This window comes from Bradyrhizobium cosmicum, from assembly GCF_032290525.1.
In the GTDB taxonomy this organism is placed as follows: Bacteria; Pseudomonadota; Alphaproteobacteria; order Rhizobiales; family Xanthobacteraceae; genus Bradyrhizobium; species Bradyrhizobium cosmicum_A.
In genome coordinates this window covers 137,052-153,853 of record NZ_JASXTA010000002.1, presented here as the reverse complement: position 1 = coordinate 153,853, position 16,802 = coordinate 137,052, and the positions used below count along the sequence as shown (strand labels likewise).

General features: G+C 64.6%; 15 protein-coding genes. 4 read left to right on the top strand and 11 right to left on the bottom strand.

The window, feature by feature from the left end; translation table 11 throughout:
- Position 1: 1 nt before the first annotated feature.
- From QSV46_RS04495 to QSV46_RS04480, 4 genes are all read right to left on the bottom strand, one after another.
- Positions 2-892: an ABC transporter permease gene (locus QSV46_RS04495; RefSeq protein ID WP_314946998.1), complete on the bottom strand. Its 891-nt coding sequence runs from the start codon at positions 890-892 to the stop codon at positions 2-4.
- Entirely contained in the window at positions 889-1,773 is an 885-nt protein-coding gene (locus QSV46_RS04490) for an ABC transporter permease (protein WP_314946995.1), read from the bottom strand. Before QSV46_RS04490 ends, QSV46_RS04495 begins: the two co-directional genes overlap by 4 nt.
- An 82-nt stretch (positions 1,774-1,855) precedes the next feature.
- On the bottom strand, positions 1,856-3,205 hold the full coding sequence (locus QSV46_RS04485; RefSeq protein ID WP_314946993.1) for a PotD/PotF family extracellular solute-binding protein: 1,350 nt from the start codon (positions 3,203-3,205) through the stop codon (positions 1,856-1,858).
- A gap of 328 nt (positions 3,206-3,533) precedes the next feature.
- Positions 3,534-4,835, bottom strand: coding sequence for an MFS transporter (locus QSV46_RS04480; RefSeq protein ID WP_314946991.1), 1,302 nt, complete (start codon positions 4,833-4,835; stop codon positions 3,534-3,536).
- Positions 4,836-5,211: 376 nt separating this feature from the next.
- Between QSV46_RS04480 and QSV46_RS04475 the strand changes: the two genes are divergently transcribed.
- From QSV46_RS04475 to QSV46_RS04465, 3 genes are read left to right on the top strand one after another with little or no spacing between them, the layout of a single operon-like run.
- Positions 5,212-6,426 (top strand): ABC transporter substrate-binding protein, encoded by a 1,215-nt coding sequence (locus QSV46_RS04475; RefSeq protein WP_314946989.1) that lies wholly within the window; start codon positions 5,212-5,214, stop codon positions 6,424-6,426.
- Positions 6,427-6,434: 8 nt separating this feature from the next.
- A complete protein-coding gene (locus QSV46_RS04470) occupies positions 6,435-8,168 on the top strand; it encodes an FAD-dependent oxidoreductase (RefSeq protein WP_314946987.1) in 1,734 nt (577 codons plus the stop codon).
- 22 nt (positions 8,169-8,190) lie between these two features.
- On the top strand, positions 8,191-8,985 hold the full coding sequence (locus tag QSV46_RS04465) for an IclR family transcriptional regulator (protein ID WP_314946985.1): 795 nt from the start codon (positions 8,191-8,193) through the stop codon (positions 8,983-8,985).
- A gap of 156 nt (positions 8,986-9,141) precedes the next feature.
- On the opposite strand, the gene QSV46_RS04460 is transcribed toward QSV46_RS04465, so the two are convergent.
- From QSV46_RS04460 to QSV46_RS04430, 7 genes are all read right to left on the bottom strand, one after another.
- Complete coding sequence (locus tag QSV46_RS04460) at positions 9,142-9,921, bottom strand: SDR family oxidoreductase (RefSeq protein ID WP_314946983.1); 780 nt, start codon at positions 9,919-9,921, stop codon at positions 9,142-9,144.
- 53 nt (positions 9,922-9,974) lie between these two features.
- Positions 9,975-10,565, bottom strand: coding sequence for a thiamine pyrophosphate-dependent enzyme (locus tag QSV46_RS04455; protein ID WP_314946981.1), 591 nt, complete (start codon positions 10,563-10,565; stop codon positions 9,975-9,977).
- Positions 10,566-10,570: 5 nt separating this feature from the next.
- Positions 10,571-11,110, bottom strand: a complete 540-nt coding sequence (locus tag QSV46_RS04450) for a thiamine pyrophosphate-binding protein (protein WP_314946978.1) — start codon at positions 11,108-11,110, stop codon at positions 10,571-10,573.
- A gap of 178 nt (positions 11,111-11,288) precedes the next feature.
- Positions 11,289-12,032, bottom strand: coding sequence for an aspartate/glutamate racemase family protein (locus tag QSV46_RS04445; RefSeq protein WP_314946975.1), 744 nt, complete (start codon positions 12,030-12,032; stop codon positions 11,289-11,291).
- 9 nt (positions 12,033-12,041) lie between these two features.
- Positions 12,042-13,307, bottom strand: coding sequence for an FAD-dependent oxidoreductase (locus tag QSV46_RS04440; RefSeq protein WP_314946972.1), 1,266 nt, complete (start codon positions 13,305-13,307; stop codon positions 12,042-12,044).
- 3 nt (positions 13,308-13,310) lie between these two features.
- Complete coding sequence (locus QSV46_RS04435) at positions 13,311-14,972, bottom strand: thiamine pyrophosphate-binding protein (RefSeq protein WP_314946968.1); 1,662 nt, start codon at positions 14,970-14,972, stop codon at positions 13,311-13,313.
- A gap of 121 nt (positions 14,973-15,093) precedes the next feature.
- Complete coding sequence (locus QSV46_RS04430) at positions 15,094-15,717, bottom strand: TetR/AcrR family transcriptional regulator (RefSeq protein ID WP_314946964.1); 624 nt, start codon at positions 15,715-15,717, stop codon at positions 15,094-15,096.
- A gap of 79 nt (positions 15,718-15,796) precedes the next feature.
- Here QSV46_RS04430 and QSV46_RS04425 point away from each other — a divergent pair, with 79 nt between their 5' ends.
- A complete protein-coding gene (locus QSV46_RS04425) occupies positions 15,797-16,687 on the top strand; it encodes an NAD(P)H-binding protein (protein ID WP_314946961.1) in 891 nt (296 codons plus the stop codon).
- The last annotated feature ends 115 nt before the right edge of the window (positions 16,688-16,802 follow it).

Sequence of the window (16,802 nt, the reverse complement as noted above, 5' to 3'; positions counted from 1 at the left end):
TTCAACCCTTTGCGCTGCTGCTGCGCTTCTTCTGGATCAGCACGATGCTGCCGAGGCTCGCACCGATGACGACGAAGGAGACAATGGTGGTCACCGTGCCCAGCGCGTAGAGCGAGGGTGAGGTGACGTTCAGCGTCATGCTCCAGATCTCCAGCGGCAGCGTATTGAGCGAGCCGGCGGTCTGGAGGCTGCGCGCGAACTCGTCGTAGGACAGCGTGAAGCCGAACAGCGCGACAGCAACGAGGCCGGGCGCCAGCACCGGGATCATCACCAGCCGGATCGACTGCCAGCGGCTGGCGCCGAGGTCGTAGGCCGCCTCCTCCCAGACATGGTTGAAGCGCGACATCACCGCGAACATCACCAGCACACCGAACGGCAGCGTCCAGGACAGCTGCGCACCGAGCGCCGAGGTGTACCAACTCGCATTCAACCCGAGCGCCTGGAACAACAGACCCGTGCCGAGACCGAGCACCAAGCCCGGCGCGACCAGGCTGCCGATCATCATGTAGAACACGACGGTGTCGCCGCGAAAACGCTTGCGGAAGCCGAGCCCGGCGAGGAACGAGACCACCACCGTGATGACAGTGACGATGACCGCGAGCTTGATCGAGCGGTCGAACGAGCCCTTGACGTCGCCGGTCCGCACCTGGGTGAAGAGATCGACGAACCAGTGCAGCGAGGTGCCCTTCATCGGAAACACCAAGCCGCCGCGGATGTCCTGGAACGACAGGACGTAGATGCAGAACATCGGGCCATAGAGCGCGACCACGTAGAGCCCAAACAGCGTCGCCAGCACGTAGAACGTCCAGGGCCGCCCACCCTTGCTCGGCGCGATCGCCTTGGTGGTCGCGGGCGCGATCGTCTCGGGCATGTCGGCGAGAACCGCGCTCATCGCGTGATCTCCTGCCTGATGTCGACGGTGCGCAGGATCAGCGAGACGATCGCGACCAGCACCAGCGTCAGCAGCACGGCGCTCGCCGCCGCGGTCGGATACTGCAGCACGCCGACGTCCTCGTAGAACGCGCTGACCACCGAGGCCGAGCCGCCGCCGGACATGACTTTCACCACGAAGAAGTCACCCATCACGATCGACACGACGAAGATGGTGCCGAGCGCGATACCGCTCTTGGACATCGGCACCACGATCAGGCGCATGATGTCGAAACGGCTGGCGCCGGCGTCGATCGCAGCCTCGATCAGCTTCTTGTCGATCCGCGCCATCGAATTGAAGATCGGCACGATCATGAAAATCGTGAGCTGGTGGACATAGGCAATGACGACGGCAAGGTCGGAGAACAGCAGCACTTCCAGCGGCTGGCGGATCACGCCCAGCGCCAGCAGCGCCTGATTGATCAAGCCTTCCTTGCCGAGCAGCGGAATCCAGGAAATCATCCGGATGATGTTCGAGGTCCAGAACGGCACCGTGCAGAGCAGGAACAGGCCGATCGCGAGCAGCTGATTGCGGACGTGGAACACCAGGAAATAGGCGACGAAGAAGCCAATGGCGAGCGTGAAGATCCAGGTCAGCACCGTGAACTTGATGGTCGCCAAATACAGTTTCAGCGTCAGCGCCGAATGCAACACCTCGACATAGCTTGCGAGCGTGAAGCCCGGCGTCAGTCCGCCAAAGCCGTCGGTGGCAAAGAAGCTTGCGGCCAGCACGATCAGGATCGGCGCCACGAAGAACGGGACGAGCACCAGAACCAGCGGCGACACGTAGAGCCAGCCGGCGGGATTTGCGCGTGATGCGGTTTGAGCGGGCCTGGGCTGCATGTCGGCGATCGCCTCGAAGTCGCTTCTCTTGCACCGGCGCGTCGCCGCGCCGGCGCTCTCGTTACGTCAGGGAAAGCAGGTTTCAGGCCACCTTGAAGTCGTTCCAGCGCTTGTTCATGTAGGCGGCCTCGTCCATCAGCGTGTTCCAGCACGAGATGTTCTTGACACGGTCGAGGAACGAGCCGCCGTCACGCTTGGTGCCGGCCTTCTCCATCGGCACGCCATAGGGATCGTTGATCACCGCGGGCGCCGGCTTGCCGTCGTACCAGAAGTCCCATTCCGCCGCGGTGAGGAATTTCTTGGCCGTCGACGGCACCGGGCTGTAATACCCGTAGCGTCCGACGAAGCCGCCCTGCCAACCCGAGAGATACCAGTTGAGATATTCGTAGGCCGCGTCGAGCTTCTTGCCGGAGAGATGCTTCATCAGGCCCATGCCGTTGCACCAGCCGCGATAGCCCTCCTTGCCGTTCTTGACGTTGACCGGCGCGTAGACGCAGGGGATTTCCTTGACGCGCACCGCGGCAACCGCCGGCGACCACATCGACTGGATGACAACCTCGCCCGCCGCCATCAGCTGTACCGACTGGTCGAAGGTGGTCCAGGTCGCGCGGAACTGGCCCTGCTTCTTCAGCTCGATCAGCTTGTTGCAGGTGAAGTCGATCTCCTCCTTGGTCATGTTGCCCTTGTTGCCGTACTTGATCAGTCCCGCGCTTTCGAAGCAGAGCGCGGCGTCCATGATGCCGATCGCGGGCACGTCGAGGATCGCGGCCTTGCCTTTGAATTTTGGATCGATCAAATCCTTCCACTCGGTCACTTCATGACCGACGAGATCGGGCCGGTAGCCGATGGAATCTGCGTTGTAGACCTGCGGCAGGAAGGTCGCCCATTCGGTGACGCCATCGTTCAGATCTGTGGAGTCCGGCTTGGCGATGTACATGGCCTCATAGGGCGAGATGCCCTGGCGCGGGATCTTGTGGCCGTCGATCTCGCCCTTGGTGAAGATCGGCAGGATGTTGTCGAACTCCTTGATCTTCTTGACCTCGATGCCCTGGATCACGCTGCGCTTGGCGGCGAGCTTGGCTTGCCAGCCCTCGAGATCGGCGATGTCGACCGTATTGGGCTGGCTTATGAAGCGGTTGATGGCGGCGGAGGTATCGAGGTTCTGCATCGTCACCTTGAAGCCGAGATCCTTGGCCGCCTGGTCGCCGATCGCTTTCACCACCGAATAGGAGACGCCGACATGGCGCAGCTCAATATCCTTGATCTCCTGCGCCCAGATGGTCGGGAATCCACCGATCGCGTCCGATCCGGCGGCTGCGCCCGCAACGGCCGCAGCGCCCTTCAACAGCGTGCGCCGGCTCAGCTTTTTCACTGACTTCGCTTCCGCTCCGGCCGGATTGGAGGTGGACGTTCCCTTAGCCCCGTCAGACATGGCAACCCTCGCTGGTTACGGTGAACGCTCGCACCGGTCGCCATTGACCGGCTGCTTATGTGATCAGTTGCGCCCGAGGCTAGGGGCGGGATTTTGCGAAGTAAAATTGGAAGTAAAAATCCGCCGTATAAACGCGGCTAATGGATCGGGCCGCTGCATTGGCTTTCAGCAGCACCGCATAAGAAGGCGTCAGGACGTGCATACAAGGCATCGCGCCGGGCCGCGCGGGCCTGTTCGCGCAGCAGGCGGCATCGGGATTGCGATGCCGGTTGCTGCAACGTTGTGCGCGGCGCGCGCATGAGACAAAGCGGCGCGCCGGCGACTGGTCTCAGGATTTCAGCGGGTCCCGCGCCGTTTCCGGCGCCATCAGTGTCGCGATGATCGTGATGATCGATAGCGCGATGATGTAGACCGACACGGCCCAGTATGAGCCAGCCCATGCCAGCAGCGCGGTTGCGATCAGCGGCGAGAATCCGCCGCTGAGCGCGGCCGCGACGTTGGCGCCGAGCGCCGCGCCGCTGTAGCGCACCCGGGTGCGGAACAGCTCCGGCATGAACGCGGCCTTCGGCCCGAACAGCAGCGCATGCGTCAGCGTCATCGTGACGACGAGCGCGAACGTCATCAGCGCCGGCTCTTTGGTATCGAGGAACCAGAACAGCGGAAACGCCAGCGCGACAGAGAACACGCCGCCGGCGAGATACAGCGCCTTGCGGCCAAAGATGTCGGAGAGCCAGCCGGCGAGCGGCAGCGTCGCGAACTCGACGATCGCGGCATAGACCACCGCATTCAGGATCACCTGGCGCGGCAGGCCGAGTTTCGTCGTGGCGTAGACCACGGTGAAGACGGTGAGCAGGTAAGCGAGCCCGACCTCCGACACCGTGATGCCGATCGCGAGCAGAAAGCTGCGCCAGTCGCGGCGCAGCACTTCGAGCACCGGCTGCGCCAGCACCTCCTTACGCTCCACGACGTCCTTGAAGTGCGGCGTCTCGGCGAGCTTGAGCCGCACGATGAAGCCGACGCCGACGAGCAGGATGCTGATCAGGAACGGCACGCGCCAGCCCCAGCTCAGGAAGTCCGCTTCGGGCAATTGCGTCATCAGGCCGAAGATGCCGGTGGAGGCGGCAACGCCGACGGGAAAGCCGATCTGCACCAGGCTGCCGTAGAAGCCGCGACGAAGGCCGGCATGCTCGATCACCATGACGACCGCGCCGCTCCATTCACCCCCGAGCCCGATGCCTTGCACGAAGCGCAGAACGATGAGCAGGACCGGCGCCCACACGCCGATCTGACTGTAGGTCGGCAGACAGCCGATCAGGAACGTGCCGAGCCCCATCGCGATCATGGTCGCAACCAGCATGGTCTTGCGGCCGAGCCGGTCGCCGTAATGCCCGATGATCGCGCCGCCGATCGGCCGCGCCACGAAACCAACCGCATAGGTCGAAAATGCCGCCAGCGTGCCGACGAAGGGATCGAAGCTCGGGAAGAACAGCTTGTTGAACACCAGCGCGGCAGCGGTGCCGTAGATCAGGAAGTCGTACCATTCGATCGCGGTGCCGAGCGCACTCGCCCACACCACATGCGCCGTCGTCGACCTCTCCGCTGAAGCGGAGACCCCCGTTGCTGCCGTCATGCCACGCCCCACAGATTCCAGAAGACATCATTGCCAATCGTGGTGGTGGTTGCAACCTGCGGGGGCATTTGATCGCTCTCGTGCCGCGGACGCTGCGCAGCACGAAGTGATGCGCTGCAGAGCCGGGGCCCATGCTTCCTCAAGCATTCCGTGCGGCATGGGTCCCGGCTCTGCGGTGCAACGCTCAGGAGCGTTGCACCGCGTCCGGGACACGAGGGTGTTGAATGCCGCTGCGCATGTTTCCCCATCGTCGCTCGCGATCACTGAGGTCTACCGGCGCCAATTTCGCCATTGACAAACTGATCTGCTATTATCTAACTTCCCGCCACAATACCCGGCTGCGCCACGCGGGCCCCATAAAAGAGAGGGAACGACAATGAGAGGACTTTTGGCCTGCGGCATCGTCGCGGCTATGACTTCGGCTGCCATGACCAATGTTGCGAGCGCGCAAGTCTCCGACGATTCGGTACGGATCGGCGTGCTGACCGACCTGTCGAGTTGGGGCCGCGACAACAGCGGGCCGGGCTCGGTCGAGGCCGCCAAGATGGCGGTCGAGGAGTTCGGACCGACCGTGCTCGGCAAGCCGATCGAGATCATCAGCGCCGACCACCAGATGAAGACCGACGTCGGCGTCCAGATCGTCCGCGCCTGGTTCGACAACGGCAAGGTCGACGCCGTCGTCGACATCCCCAATTCCGGCATCGCGATCGCCGTCCACAACATGGTGCGCGAGCGGGGCAAGATCGCGCTGCTCTCCGGCCCCGGCGCGAGCTCACTGACCGACGAGCTGTGCAGCCCGAACACCGTGCACTTTACGTATGACACCTACGCGCTGTCGAAGGTGACGGCCTCCGCCGTGATCAAGGAAGGCGGAAAATCCTGGTACTTCATCACCGCGGACTATGCCTTCGGCCAGCAGCTCGAGAAGGACGCCACGCGCTTCATCAATGAGATGGGCGGCAAGGTGCTCGGCGGCGTCAAGCATCCGACCAACACCGCGGATTTCTCCTCCTTCGCACTCCAGGCGCAGAGCTCGAAATCCGACGTCGTCGCCTTCGCCAATGCCGGCCAGGACACCGATAACGCCATCAAGCAATCCGGCGAGTTCGGACTGGTCCAGGGCGGCCAGAAGCTTGTGGGCCTGTTGATGTTCGACACCGACGTGCACGCGATCGGCCTCAAGGCCGCGCAGGGCACCTACATGACCACGGCATCTTACTGGGCCATGGACGAGGCGACGCGGGCCTGGTCGAAAAAATTCTACGAACGCACCAAGGTGATGCCGACCATGATCCAGACCGGCGTCTATGGCTCGGTGCTGCATTATCTCAAGGCCATCAAAGCGGCCGGGACCGATGATTCCGCCAAGGTGATGGCCAAGATGCGCGAGCTGCCGATCGAGGATACATTCGTTCACGGCGGCAAGTTGCGCGAGGACGGCCGCGTCATCCGCGACATGTACCTCGCCAAGGTGAAGTCGCCCGAGCAGTCCAAGGAGCCCTGGGATTATCTGGAGATCATCAAGACCGTGAAGGGCGAGGATGCCTTCCGCCCGGTCTCCGAATCCAAATGTCCGCTGCTGAAGAAGTGAGGTGAGACATGACCGGCAACGCGCACAACGCAATTGAGACTTACGAGTGCGATGTGCTCGTGGCCGGATCGGGCTGTTCCGGCATGTCGGCCGCGATCACCGCGCGCTACCGCGGCCTCGACGTGCTGATCGTCGAGAAGGAGCCGCGCTTCGGCGGCACCACGGCACGCTCAGGCGGTTGGCTGTGGATTCCCGGCACGTCGCTGGCGAAGGCCTATGGCATCGAGGAGACGCCGGAGCAGGCCCGCACTTACCTGCGGCACGAGGCTGGCAACAACTTTGACGCCGCGCGGGTCGATGCGTTCCTGAGCGCCGGCCCCGAGGCGGTCGATTTCTTCACCACCAAGACCGCGTTGCGCTTCGACATGCCGCTGGTGTTTCCCGACTATCATGCCGAAGCGCCCGGCGGCGCGCAGGGCGGCCGTTCCATGGTGACCCGCCCATTCGATGGCCGCGAGCTCGGCGAGCAGATCAAGACGCTGGGCATGCCGCTGCCCGAGCTCACCGTGTTCGGCATGATGCTGGGCTCCGGCAAGGAGATCATCCATTTCATGCGCGTGACGAAGTCGCTGACGTCGGCGGTGTACGTCGCAAAGCGACTGTCGCGCCATCTGATGGACGTGCTGCGCTACGGCCGCGGCATGATGCTGACCAACGGCAACGCGCTCGCCGGGCGCCTCGCAAAATCCGCGCAGGATCTGAAGATTCCGATGTGGCTGTCCTCGCCGGTGCGCGAGCTGACGGTCGAGAACGGTGCTGTCACCGGCGCGATTGTTTCGCGCGAGGGACGCGATGTGCGGGTCCGCGCACGGCAAGGCGTCGTGCTCGCCTGCGGCGGTTTTCCGCATGACGTCGAGCGGCGCAAAAAGATGTTTCCGCATGCGCCGACCGGCAACGAGCATTATTCGCCGGGACCGACCGGCAACACCGGCGACGGGCTGCGCCTTGCTGAAAGCGCCGGCGGACATATCGAGGACCGCCTGCCGAACGCAGCAGCCTGGGTGCCGGTGTCGCTGACCACGCGCAAGGACGGATCGAAGGGCGTGATGCCGCATTTCATCGACCGCGCCAAGCCCGGCGTGATCGCGGTGATGCGCGACGGCAAGCGCTTTGCCAATGAAGGCAATTCCTATCACGACTTCGTCCAGGCCATGATCAAGGCCGCCAAGCCCGACGAGGAGATCGCCGCTTATCTCGTTTGCGATCACCAGACGCTGCGGAAGTACGGCCTCGGCTGCGTGCCGCCGTTCCCGATGCCGCTCGGCCATCATCTCAAGACTGGCTATCTCATGCGCGGCGACACGCTGGAGGCGCTGGCGGCGAAGGCCGGTATCGATGCGAAGGCGTTCACCGAGACGGTCGGGCAGTTCAATGCGACCGCGCCGCTGGGACACGATGCCGCCTTCGGCAAAGGTTCAAAAGCCTATAACCGCTATCAGGGCGACGCCATGCACGGTCCCAATCCCTGCATTGCGCCGATCGAGAAGGGTCCGTTCTATGCGATCAAGATGGTGATCGGCGATCTCGGCACCTATGCCGGCATCGTCACCGACGAGAACGCGCGGGCGCTCGATGCGGAAGGCCGGGTGATTCCGGGGCTCTATGCTGCCGGCAACGACATGGCGAGCATCATGGGCGGCAATTATCCCGGCGCCGGCATCACGCTTGGGCCGGCGCTGACCTTCGGCTACATTGCCGGCCGTCATCTCGCCGACAGCGCCGACCGGCGCAACGCGGCATAAGCGAGCCCACGCCAGGAGGCGCATGAAGAAGGAAAGCCGCGGCATCCAGTCGATCGAGGTCGGCGGAGAATTGCTCCGCGCGCTTGCGAGAAGCGGCGAGCCGATGATGCTGCGCGACCTCGCGCGCGAGGCCGGCATGACGCCGGCCAAGGCGCATCCTTATCTCGCCAGCTTCTCGCGCATCGGCTTGATCGAGCAGGACGAAACCACCGGCCGCTACGAGATCGGCGCGCTGGCGCTGGAGCTCGGCCTGATCAGCCTGCGCCGGCTCTCCGGTGTCCGCATCGCCGGGCCGAAGATCGCGGCGCTCGCAAGCCAGATCGGCCACGCTGTCTCCCTCGCGGTCTGGGGTACGCACGGCCCGACCGTGGTGCAGTTGGAGGAGCCCGGCCAGCCCGTGCACATCGTGATGCGCGCTGGCTCGGTGATGGCGCTGCTGGAGACTGCCACGGGCCGCGCTTTCGCGGCGTTCCTGCCGGAGAAAACCATCAACGCCGCGCTCGAAAGCGGCCTGGACCGCCACGGCGTCGGTTACAATCCGAAGCGGGCTGTGAAAGGCGCGAAAGTCGCCGAGATGCTCACGGAGGTCCGCAAGCACGGCCTCGCCCGCGCACTCGGTGACCCCCTGCCCGGCGTCAATGCATTCTCCGCCCCTGTGTTCGACCACTCTGGCCATGTCGCGCTGGTCATCACCGCGATGGGGCCGGAAGGCACGTTCGACGCGCGCTGGGACAGTCCCATCGCGCACGCCTTGCGCGACTGCGCCGGCGGCATCTCGAAGCGGCTCGGCCACGGGATGACGGTCGCGGCGGAGTGAGAGGCAGACTACCCGCACAACAATAGCTGTCATGCCCCGCGAAGGCGGGGCATCCAGTACGCCGCGGCTTCTCGATTCAATCAAAGGCGTCTCAGAGTACTGGATCGCCCGGTCAAGCCGGGCGATGACACCGACTGTGGGGCGACCACCCGCCCCCTACTTCTCCTTCACCGGCACGGTGTAGTTCAGGATCAGCCGGCCGCCGTCCGGATAGATCGTCTGCCCGGTGATGTAGGAGGCATCATCGCTGGCGAGGAAGGCGACCACGGAAGCCACCTCGCTCGGCTCGCCGCCGCGGCCAGCTGGCGTGCGTGACATCACGGTCTTGCGGGCATCTTCCGAAGTGTAGATGGACGACGCCACCATGTCGGTCAAAATCGTCCCCGGCCCGACCGCGACGACGCGAATATTGTGCGGGGCGAGTGCGACGGCTGCGACCGAAGTGAGCTGCTTCATGCCACCCTTGGACATGGCGTAGGTCGCAAGCGCCGGGATCGCCAGCAGCGCGTTCACCGAGGACATGTTGATGATGACCCCGCCGCAACCTTGCGCGATCATCTGCTTCGCGGCCGCCTGCACGCCGAAGAACGCGCCCTTCAAATTGATGCCGATGATCTCGTCGAATTCCTCCTCGGAAATCTGAAGAAAGTCCCGGTTGCGGGCCACGCCGGCATTGTTGATCATGATGTCGAGACGGCCGAACTCCTTCACGGCGGTGGCAACCAGCTGATCCACATCAGTGCGCCTGGCGACATTGCCGACCACGGTGCGCAAGGCGTCAGGCCGCCCGAGTTCGGCGGCCGTCGCGGCAAGCCCATCGGCATCGACGTCCGAGATGACGACCTTGACGCCGTCGTCCAAGAATCTCTTTGCGCAGGCTTTGCCGATGCCACGCGCCGCGCCGGTGATGGCGGCGACTTTGCCGGATAGTTTCATGGGGCTCACTCCAGAATAGCTGCTCGGGCGGCTATACCGGATCGGACTCCGGTTCAGGCTGCCGCGAAGCCGAGATGAGCACGGAACCGGTTCTTGATAAAGACGGCATCGCGCGAGGGTAGCGAGCGTGGCGGATTTTCGGCCAAGACCTTGATGACAAAAAGCCGCGGGCCATCGGCCGGTTCGGCGATTCGCGCTGCGAGGCGCTGCACCTCCTCGAGCGTCCGCACGGTTCCGGTCGCGGCAAATCCGCAGGCCGCGGCGATCGCCGTGAGGTCGACGCCGCGCCCGGTGTGGCTCGCCTGCATCCCGGTCTCGCCAAAATGCTGGTTATCGATCACGACGATGTCGAGATTGCGCGGGCGCGCGACGCCGATGGTGGCGAGGCCGCCGAGGCCCATCAATTGCTCGCCGTCGCCGGTCAAGGCGAGGACACGCTTGGACGGCTGGGCCTGAGCGAGGCCAAGCCCGATCAGGGCGGCACCGCCCATGGCGCCCCAGAGATAGAAATTGCCGTCATGGTCGCCGACGGAATGAAGGTCGTAGGTGGGCGAGCCGAGGCCGGAGACCACCAGCGTGTCCTTGCGATCCTTCAGGAGGGTGGCGACGGCGACGCGGCGGTCGAGTTGTGACGAAACGGACATCGACATCACCACTTCTTCTTGCCGATCAGGCGCTGCCCGATCAGGACCGCGATCTGCTGGTCTGAATCGTAAGCGAGCGACGCCGCCGATTCGACGGTCTCGACCAGATCCTCCGGCGTCTCCGCCCGCATCACTTTCAGGCCGATCGCTTCCAGCGAGGGCTGCGTCGCCCGACTCATCGGCACCTGCCACGGATTGAACTCGGCCCATTCGCCGCGCATCGTCACCAGCATCAGCAGCGGAAAGCGGCCGATCGCCGAGAGCGACAGCATGTTGATGCAATTGCCGACCCCGCTCGACTGCATCAAGAGCACGCTGCGCTGGCCGCCGAGCCAGGCGCCGGCGGCAATGGCAATCCCTTCTTCCTCGGTCGTCAGCACATTGGTGGTGACGTCGCGGTCGGCCGAGAACAAGCGGATCAGCTGGCTGTGGCCGGCATCGGGGACGTGCGACATCTGCCGCACGCCGGCGGCTTTCAGAATGCGATAGAGCTCGGACGGCCAGTCGTCTGCGCGCGTGTCGGGATTGGATTGAGGGCTGTGCACCGCTTGTCCCCGTGAATTTCGAGCGGCACGCTAGCGACTATTCCGCGCGATGGCTCTGACCGTCTGGCACGATCAGGTATCGACGGATTGTATAGCTGCCTTTTCGGTGTCCGCTGCGAACCCGAAGCACGATGTGCATTGCGAGAAGGAAGAGGAGCCATCGGCAGCTTCTCGACCTCTAGCCAAACTGACGCGGCCGCAGCCCGGCATGAAACCAGGTAATCATGGAATAGATATCATAGACGGGCAATCCGACCTCGGCCTGAAGCGCCGCTGCATAGGGCGGCATGTTGGTGCATTCGAGCACGATGGCACCGACGTCGGGGTTCTTGGCAACAAGCTGCTTGCCGGCCTCGATCACATCACGCTCGGCTTGCGCCACGTCCATGTCGTCCTTCTCGGCCTTGATCAGCACGCGAAAAAATTCCTTGCCGTGCTCGGTGCCGACCAGCGGGGTATCGAGCGGCACTCCGGCGCCTTCGAGATGAGCCGGCGTCAAGGTCGAGCCCGACACCGTGACGAGGCCGACGCGCTGGCCCGGCGGCAGGGTCGCCTGCACCCACGGTACCTGCATCAGCGACGAGGTCGCAACGGGCACGCCGACGGCGGCCGCGATCTCCTTCTGGAACAGCGAGAGGAAGCCGCAATTGGTGGTGATGGCTTCGGCCCCGAGCCGCACCAGATCCTTGGCCGCATCGATGAAGTCGGGCAGCAGGCCGGCCGCGCCCTTCAGCACCACTTTCTCCGGCGAGGCGCCGCTGACTACGCGATAGAGCACCGGGAATGGCCAGGTCGTGCCGTTGCCCATGTCGCCGGGAATGCGGGGAAAGCGCGCTTCCAGCATCAAAATGCCGAGCGGTGCGCCATAGATGGCTTTGCCGCCGCGGGCGATGCGAGAGGACGAGTTGGCTGGAGTGGTCATGGTGCGATCTCAGAGGAAGCGGGTGGGCGCGAACGGCGCGAGCGGAATCTCCGGCTGCTTGCCGCTCAGGAGCTGCGCGACGAGACGGCCGGTGCGGGCCGAGCCGACCAGGCCGACATGGCCGTGGCCGAAGGCGTAGACGATATCGCGCGAGGCGCGCGCATGGCCGATACAGGGAAGGCCATCAGGCATGCTCGGCCGATGACCGAACCAGGTCTTGATGCGCGAGGCCGGAATGTCCTTCGGCAGTTTTGGGAACATGCTAACGAGATGGTTGCGCAGGATCTCGGCGCGCTTCCAGTTCGGCGCGGCCTCGAGGCCGGCGATCTCGACCGTGCCGGCGGCGCGCAGTCCCTTGTTAGTCCAGTTCACCACCATTTTTGCGTCGGACGCCATCATGGAGCTGCGCGGGCCCGATTCCGGATTTTCGATCATGACGTGATAGCCGCGCTCGGTCTCGAGCGGCAGCGGATCGCCGACCGAGGCGGTGAGCCATTTCGAATGCGCGCCGGCGGCGACCACCGCGGCATCGCAGGGAATCTCACCGGTTTCCGTGACGACGGCGACGAGCTTATTGCCGTTGAGCTTGAGGCCCGTCGCTTTGGCGCGCACGAGTTTGGCACCGCGCGCGAGCGCATGCTGGGCAAGGGCTGCAACGTAGGCGCCGGGATCACGGCAGCGGCCGGCCTCCTCCACCACGACGCCGAAGGTGTAGCGCGGATGCAGATCAGGCTCGCGTTGACGCATCTCGTCGGCATTGAGCTCCAGCCATTCGACGCCGACCTTCTTGCGCAGGCGCCAGCCGAGATCATTGTCGAAATTGCCGCGCGACGGGAACACGTGCATCACGCCGTTGCGCTCGACCAGCTCAGGCACGCCCGCTTCTTCCGCGAGCTTCCGGTGCAGCAGCGGCGCGTCCTTCAGGAGATCGCGCAGCGCGAAGGCGGTCTTCTCGACCCGCGCTTCGGTCCAGCCCGAGAGCAGGTATTTGATCAGCCAGGGCAGCGCCTTCGGCAAGTAAGACCAGCGGATCGCGAGCGGACCGAGCGGATCGATCAGATAGCCCGGCACCTTTTTCCAGATGCCCGGCTCGGCCGGCGGGATCACCGAATGCGAGGACAGCCAGCCGGCATTGCCGTAGCTCGCCGCCTGTTCGCCACCGGGCTCGCCCGCGTCGATCAGCGTGACCCGATGCCCCTCGCGCAGCGCCTCGATGGCGCTGATCACGCCGACCGCGCCGGCTCCGATGATGGCGACGTGGCGGCCTTCAGGCATCGGTTACGCCTTCACCGCTGGCGTAAAATCCTTCCCGACCGAGATCGCGCGCGGATCGATGATGCAGTGGAGGATCGACGGCTTGCCCGAAGCCAGCGCGCGCTCGAAGGCCGGCGCGAACTCTTCGGTGCGCTCGACCCGCTCGCCATGGCCGCCGAACGCTTTTGCGTACATCGCAAAGTCCGGGTTCTTGAGCTGGGTGCCGACGACGCGGCCGGGATAGTCGCGCTCCTGGTGCATGCGGATGGTGCCGTATTGCGAATTGTCGACGACGATGACGATCAGCGGCGCGTCGTACTGCACGGCGGTCGCGAACTCCTGCCCGTTCATCAGGAAGCAGCCGTCGCCGGCAAAAGCGACGACGGTGCGATCCGGATATTGCCGTTTCGCCAGCACGGCCGCCGGCACGCCGTAGCCCATCGAGCCCGAGGTCGGCGCGAGTTGGGCCGCAAAGCTGTGGAAGCGGTGATGGCGATGGATCCAGCCGGCATAATTGCCGGCACCGTTGCAGATGATCGCGTCCTTCGGCAGGCGGTCGCGCAGCCAGGTCATGACCTGGCCGTACTGGAACGTGCCCGGCAGCTCGCGCGCCTTCTCGGTCCAGGCGAGATAATCGGCATGCGCCTTGGCGGCCTCGCCCTTCCAGGCAACGGCGCCGGCGGGCTTCAGCGTCTCGACGGCGGCGGCGAACGCGGCGGGCGTCGCCTGGATCGCGAGCGCCGGCTGATAGATGCGGCCGAGCTCCTCGGAGCCGGGATGCACGTGGATCAGCTTCTGCTGCGGCGTCGGAATATCGAGCAGCGTGTAGGACGAGGACGGCATCTCGGACATGCGGCCGCCGATAAGCAGAATGACATCGGCCCCGTCGATGCGCGCCTTCAAGCCGGGGCTCGGCCCGATACCGAGATCGCCGGCATAGTGCGAATGATCGGCATCGATCAGCGACGCCCGGCGGAACGAGGTCGCGACCGGCAGGTCGAACCGCTCGGCGAAGCGCGCGATGCTCCTGGTCGCTTCATCGGTCCAGCGCGAGCCGCCGAGGATGACGAGCGGCGCCTTGGCGCTTGCCAGCATCGCGCCGACGCGCTCGAGATCTGATGGCGCCGGCCAGCTCACCGCCGGCTCGATCCGCATGGCGTCCGCAACAGCGGCGGTCTCGGTCAGCATGTTCTCCGGCAGCGAGATCACGACGGGACCGGGACGGCCCTGCATGGCGACGCGGAAGGCGCGCGCGACCAATTCCGGAATGCGGTCGGGGCGATCGATCTCGACCGCCCACTTCGCCATGGTGCCGAACACCGCCTTGTAGTCCAGCTCCTGGAACGCCTCGCGCTCGCGCATGCCGGTATCGACCTGGCCGACGAACAGGATCATCGGCGTCGAGTCCTGCATCGCGATGTGGACGCCGTGGCTGGCATTGGTCGCGCCGGGGCCTCGGGTGACGAAGCAGATGCCCGGGCGTCCCGTGAGCTTGCCGTAGGCTTCCGCCATCATCGCCGCGCCGCCTTCGGCGCGGCAGATCACGACGTCGATCGGGCTGTCATGCAGCGCGTCCAGCGCCGCGAGATAGCTTTCGCCCGGCACGCAGGTCACGCGGTCGACTCCTTGCGCGACCAGCTGGTCGATCAGGATCTGGCCCCCGGTGCGGGTGTTGCGAATGGTCATGACGGCTCCTAACGGGCTTTGGCGATGCGCATCACGGCCTCGCGCAAGTTTGTTCGGAGGTTGCTAGGACAGGCGGAAATAAGGTGCAAGGCCGAAACAGCTGCCCGGCACCACGGCCACGTCATGCCTCTCCAGCAGGAAGCGGCAGGGGGGCCCCGACGGCCGGGCGCAAGGGCCACGCCATCATTGCAAGTTCTACAATGCGGCGAAGCTCGCCAGCAGTCGCGCCAGCTTGCGGCAAATTCAGTATGGCCTGCAACACGCCGAGATAGTGCCACGACAATCCGTCGATGTCGGCTGCCGCCGCCAATTCTCCATCCGCGACCGCCTCACGCAGAATCTGGACGAGGATCGCGCGCTGCTGCGCAAGTCCCTGCCGCGCGACCGACTGGCCTGCCGGGGGCAGATCGACCATCTCGGCACAAGATCGGGCCAGCATGCACCCGGCGGGCCGCACCGTCTTGCCTCCTTTAGGCAGGAATTCGTGCAACAGCGCTTCAAGCTGTTGGCGCTTCGTGTCGCCGCGAACCGCGCTCATCCGCCGCACGACGCGGTCCACGTAAGTCGAAAGGACTTCCTGGAACAGCCCGTCCTTGTCTCGAAACCGCTTGTACACACTGGACCGTGACAAGCCCATCGCTGTCGTCAATTGATCGATCGACGAGGCCGAATAGCCGTGACGCCAAAACACATCCATCGCGGAATGGATCACGGCATCGTCATCGAATTGGGGTTTTCCGCTCATCGAATTCCCGCTTGACATCTTGGAACGATCGTTCCAAATATCTTGAACTGATCGTTCCAAGATATGAAAGGTTATCCGGATGTTCAACCCCTCCCCGCATCGTGCCGGCCGTCCACGCATTGCGGTCGCCGGCGCCACAGGTCGCGTCGGCTCCGCCTTGATTTCGAAACTGATCGCCGAACCGGTTGAGCTTGTGGCGTTGACCCGCACGCCGGACGCTCAACGCCTGCCAGCCGGGATCTCCCTTGCGACCGTGGACTTCGATGCGCGGTCGACCTTGGACGACGCCCTGCACGGCGCCGACCGTCTATTCCTCGCCCATGGCACGTCTCCCCGGCAGGTCGCCAATGAAATCGCGCTGATCGACGCAGCGGTCGCCGCCGGCGTCAGCCACATCGTGAAATTATCCGCGTTGGGACCGCCGTCCCGGCTACATCCGTTCGACTGGCATATGCGGATTGAGGCGCATCTTGCGACCTGCGACGTAGGCTTTACGGTTTTGCGACCTTCGGGTTTTGTTGAGATCCTGGCGCGAGCTGGTGATCCAGTCGCCAATGACACATGGGGCGGGGCAGCAGGCGATGGGCTGGTCAATCTGATCGACACACGCGATGTCGCAGATTCGGCTTTCGCCGTCCTTCTCGACGATGCGCACGTGACGTCTCAGCGCGCCTATCACCTGACCGGGCCAGCCGCTCTAAGCATGGCTAGAATAGCCGACGCACTGTCCAGCTTGCTTGGCCGCGCCGTCACATATCAGCACCGAAGCCCTGCGGAGCAGCGTGAGAAGCTGCTCGCTTCGGGACTCAGCGAATTCGGCGCCGACCTGCTGCTCGGCCTGGATCGCATCTTCCATGAATCGGTGCTCGCAGAAACCACGTCGACTGTCCGCGAGTTGACGGGCCATGCTCCACGTCCTGTAGCCGATTGGCTAAGCGACAACATCTCGCTATTTCGCTCACAGCGCTGACGGGCCTGTGCGCGATGAACTGGCACGCGTTCAAAACAGAGCGGCGTTGGGGGCCTGTCCGTAGATCATCGCGGCGACGAGTGAGAGCAGCAGGCCCGCGCCTGAGAAGATCACG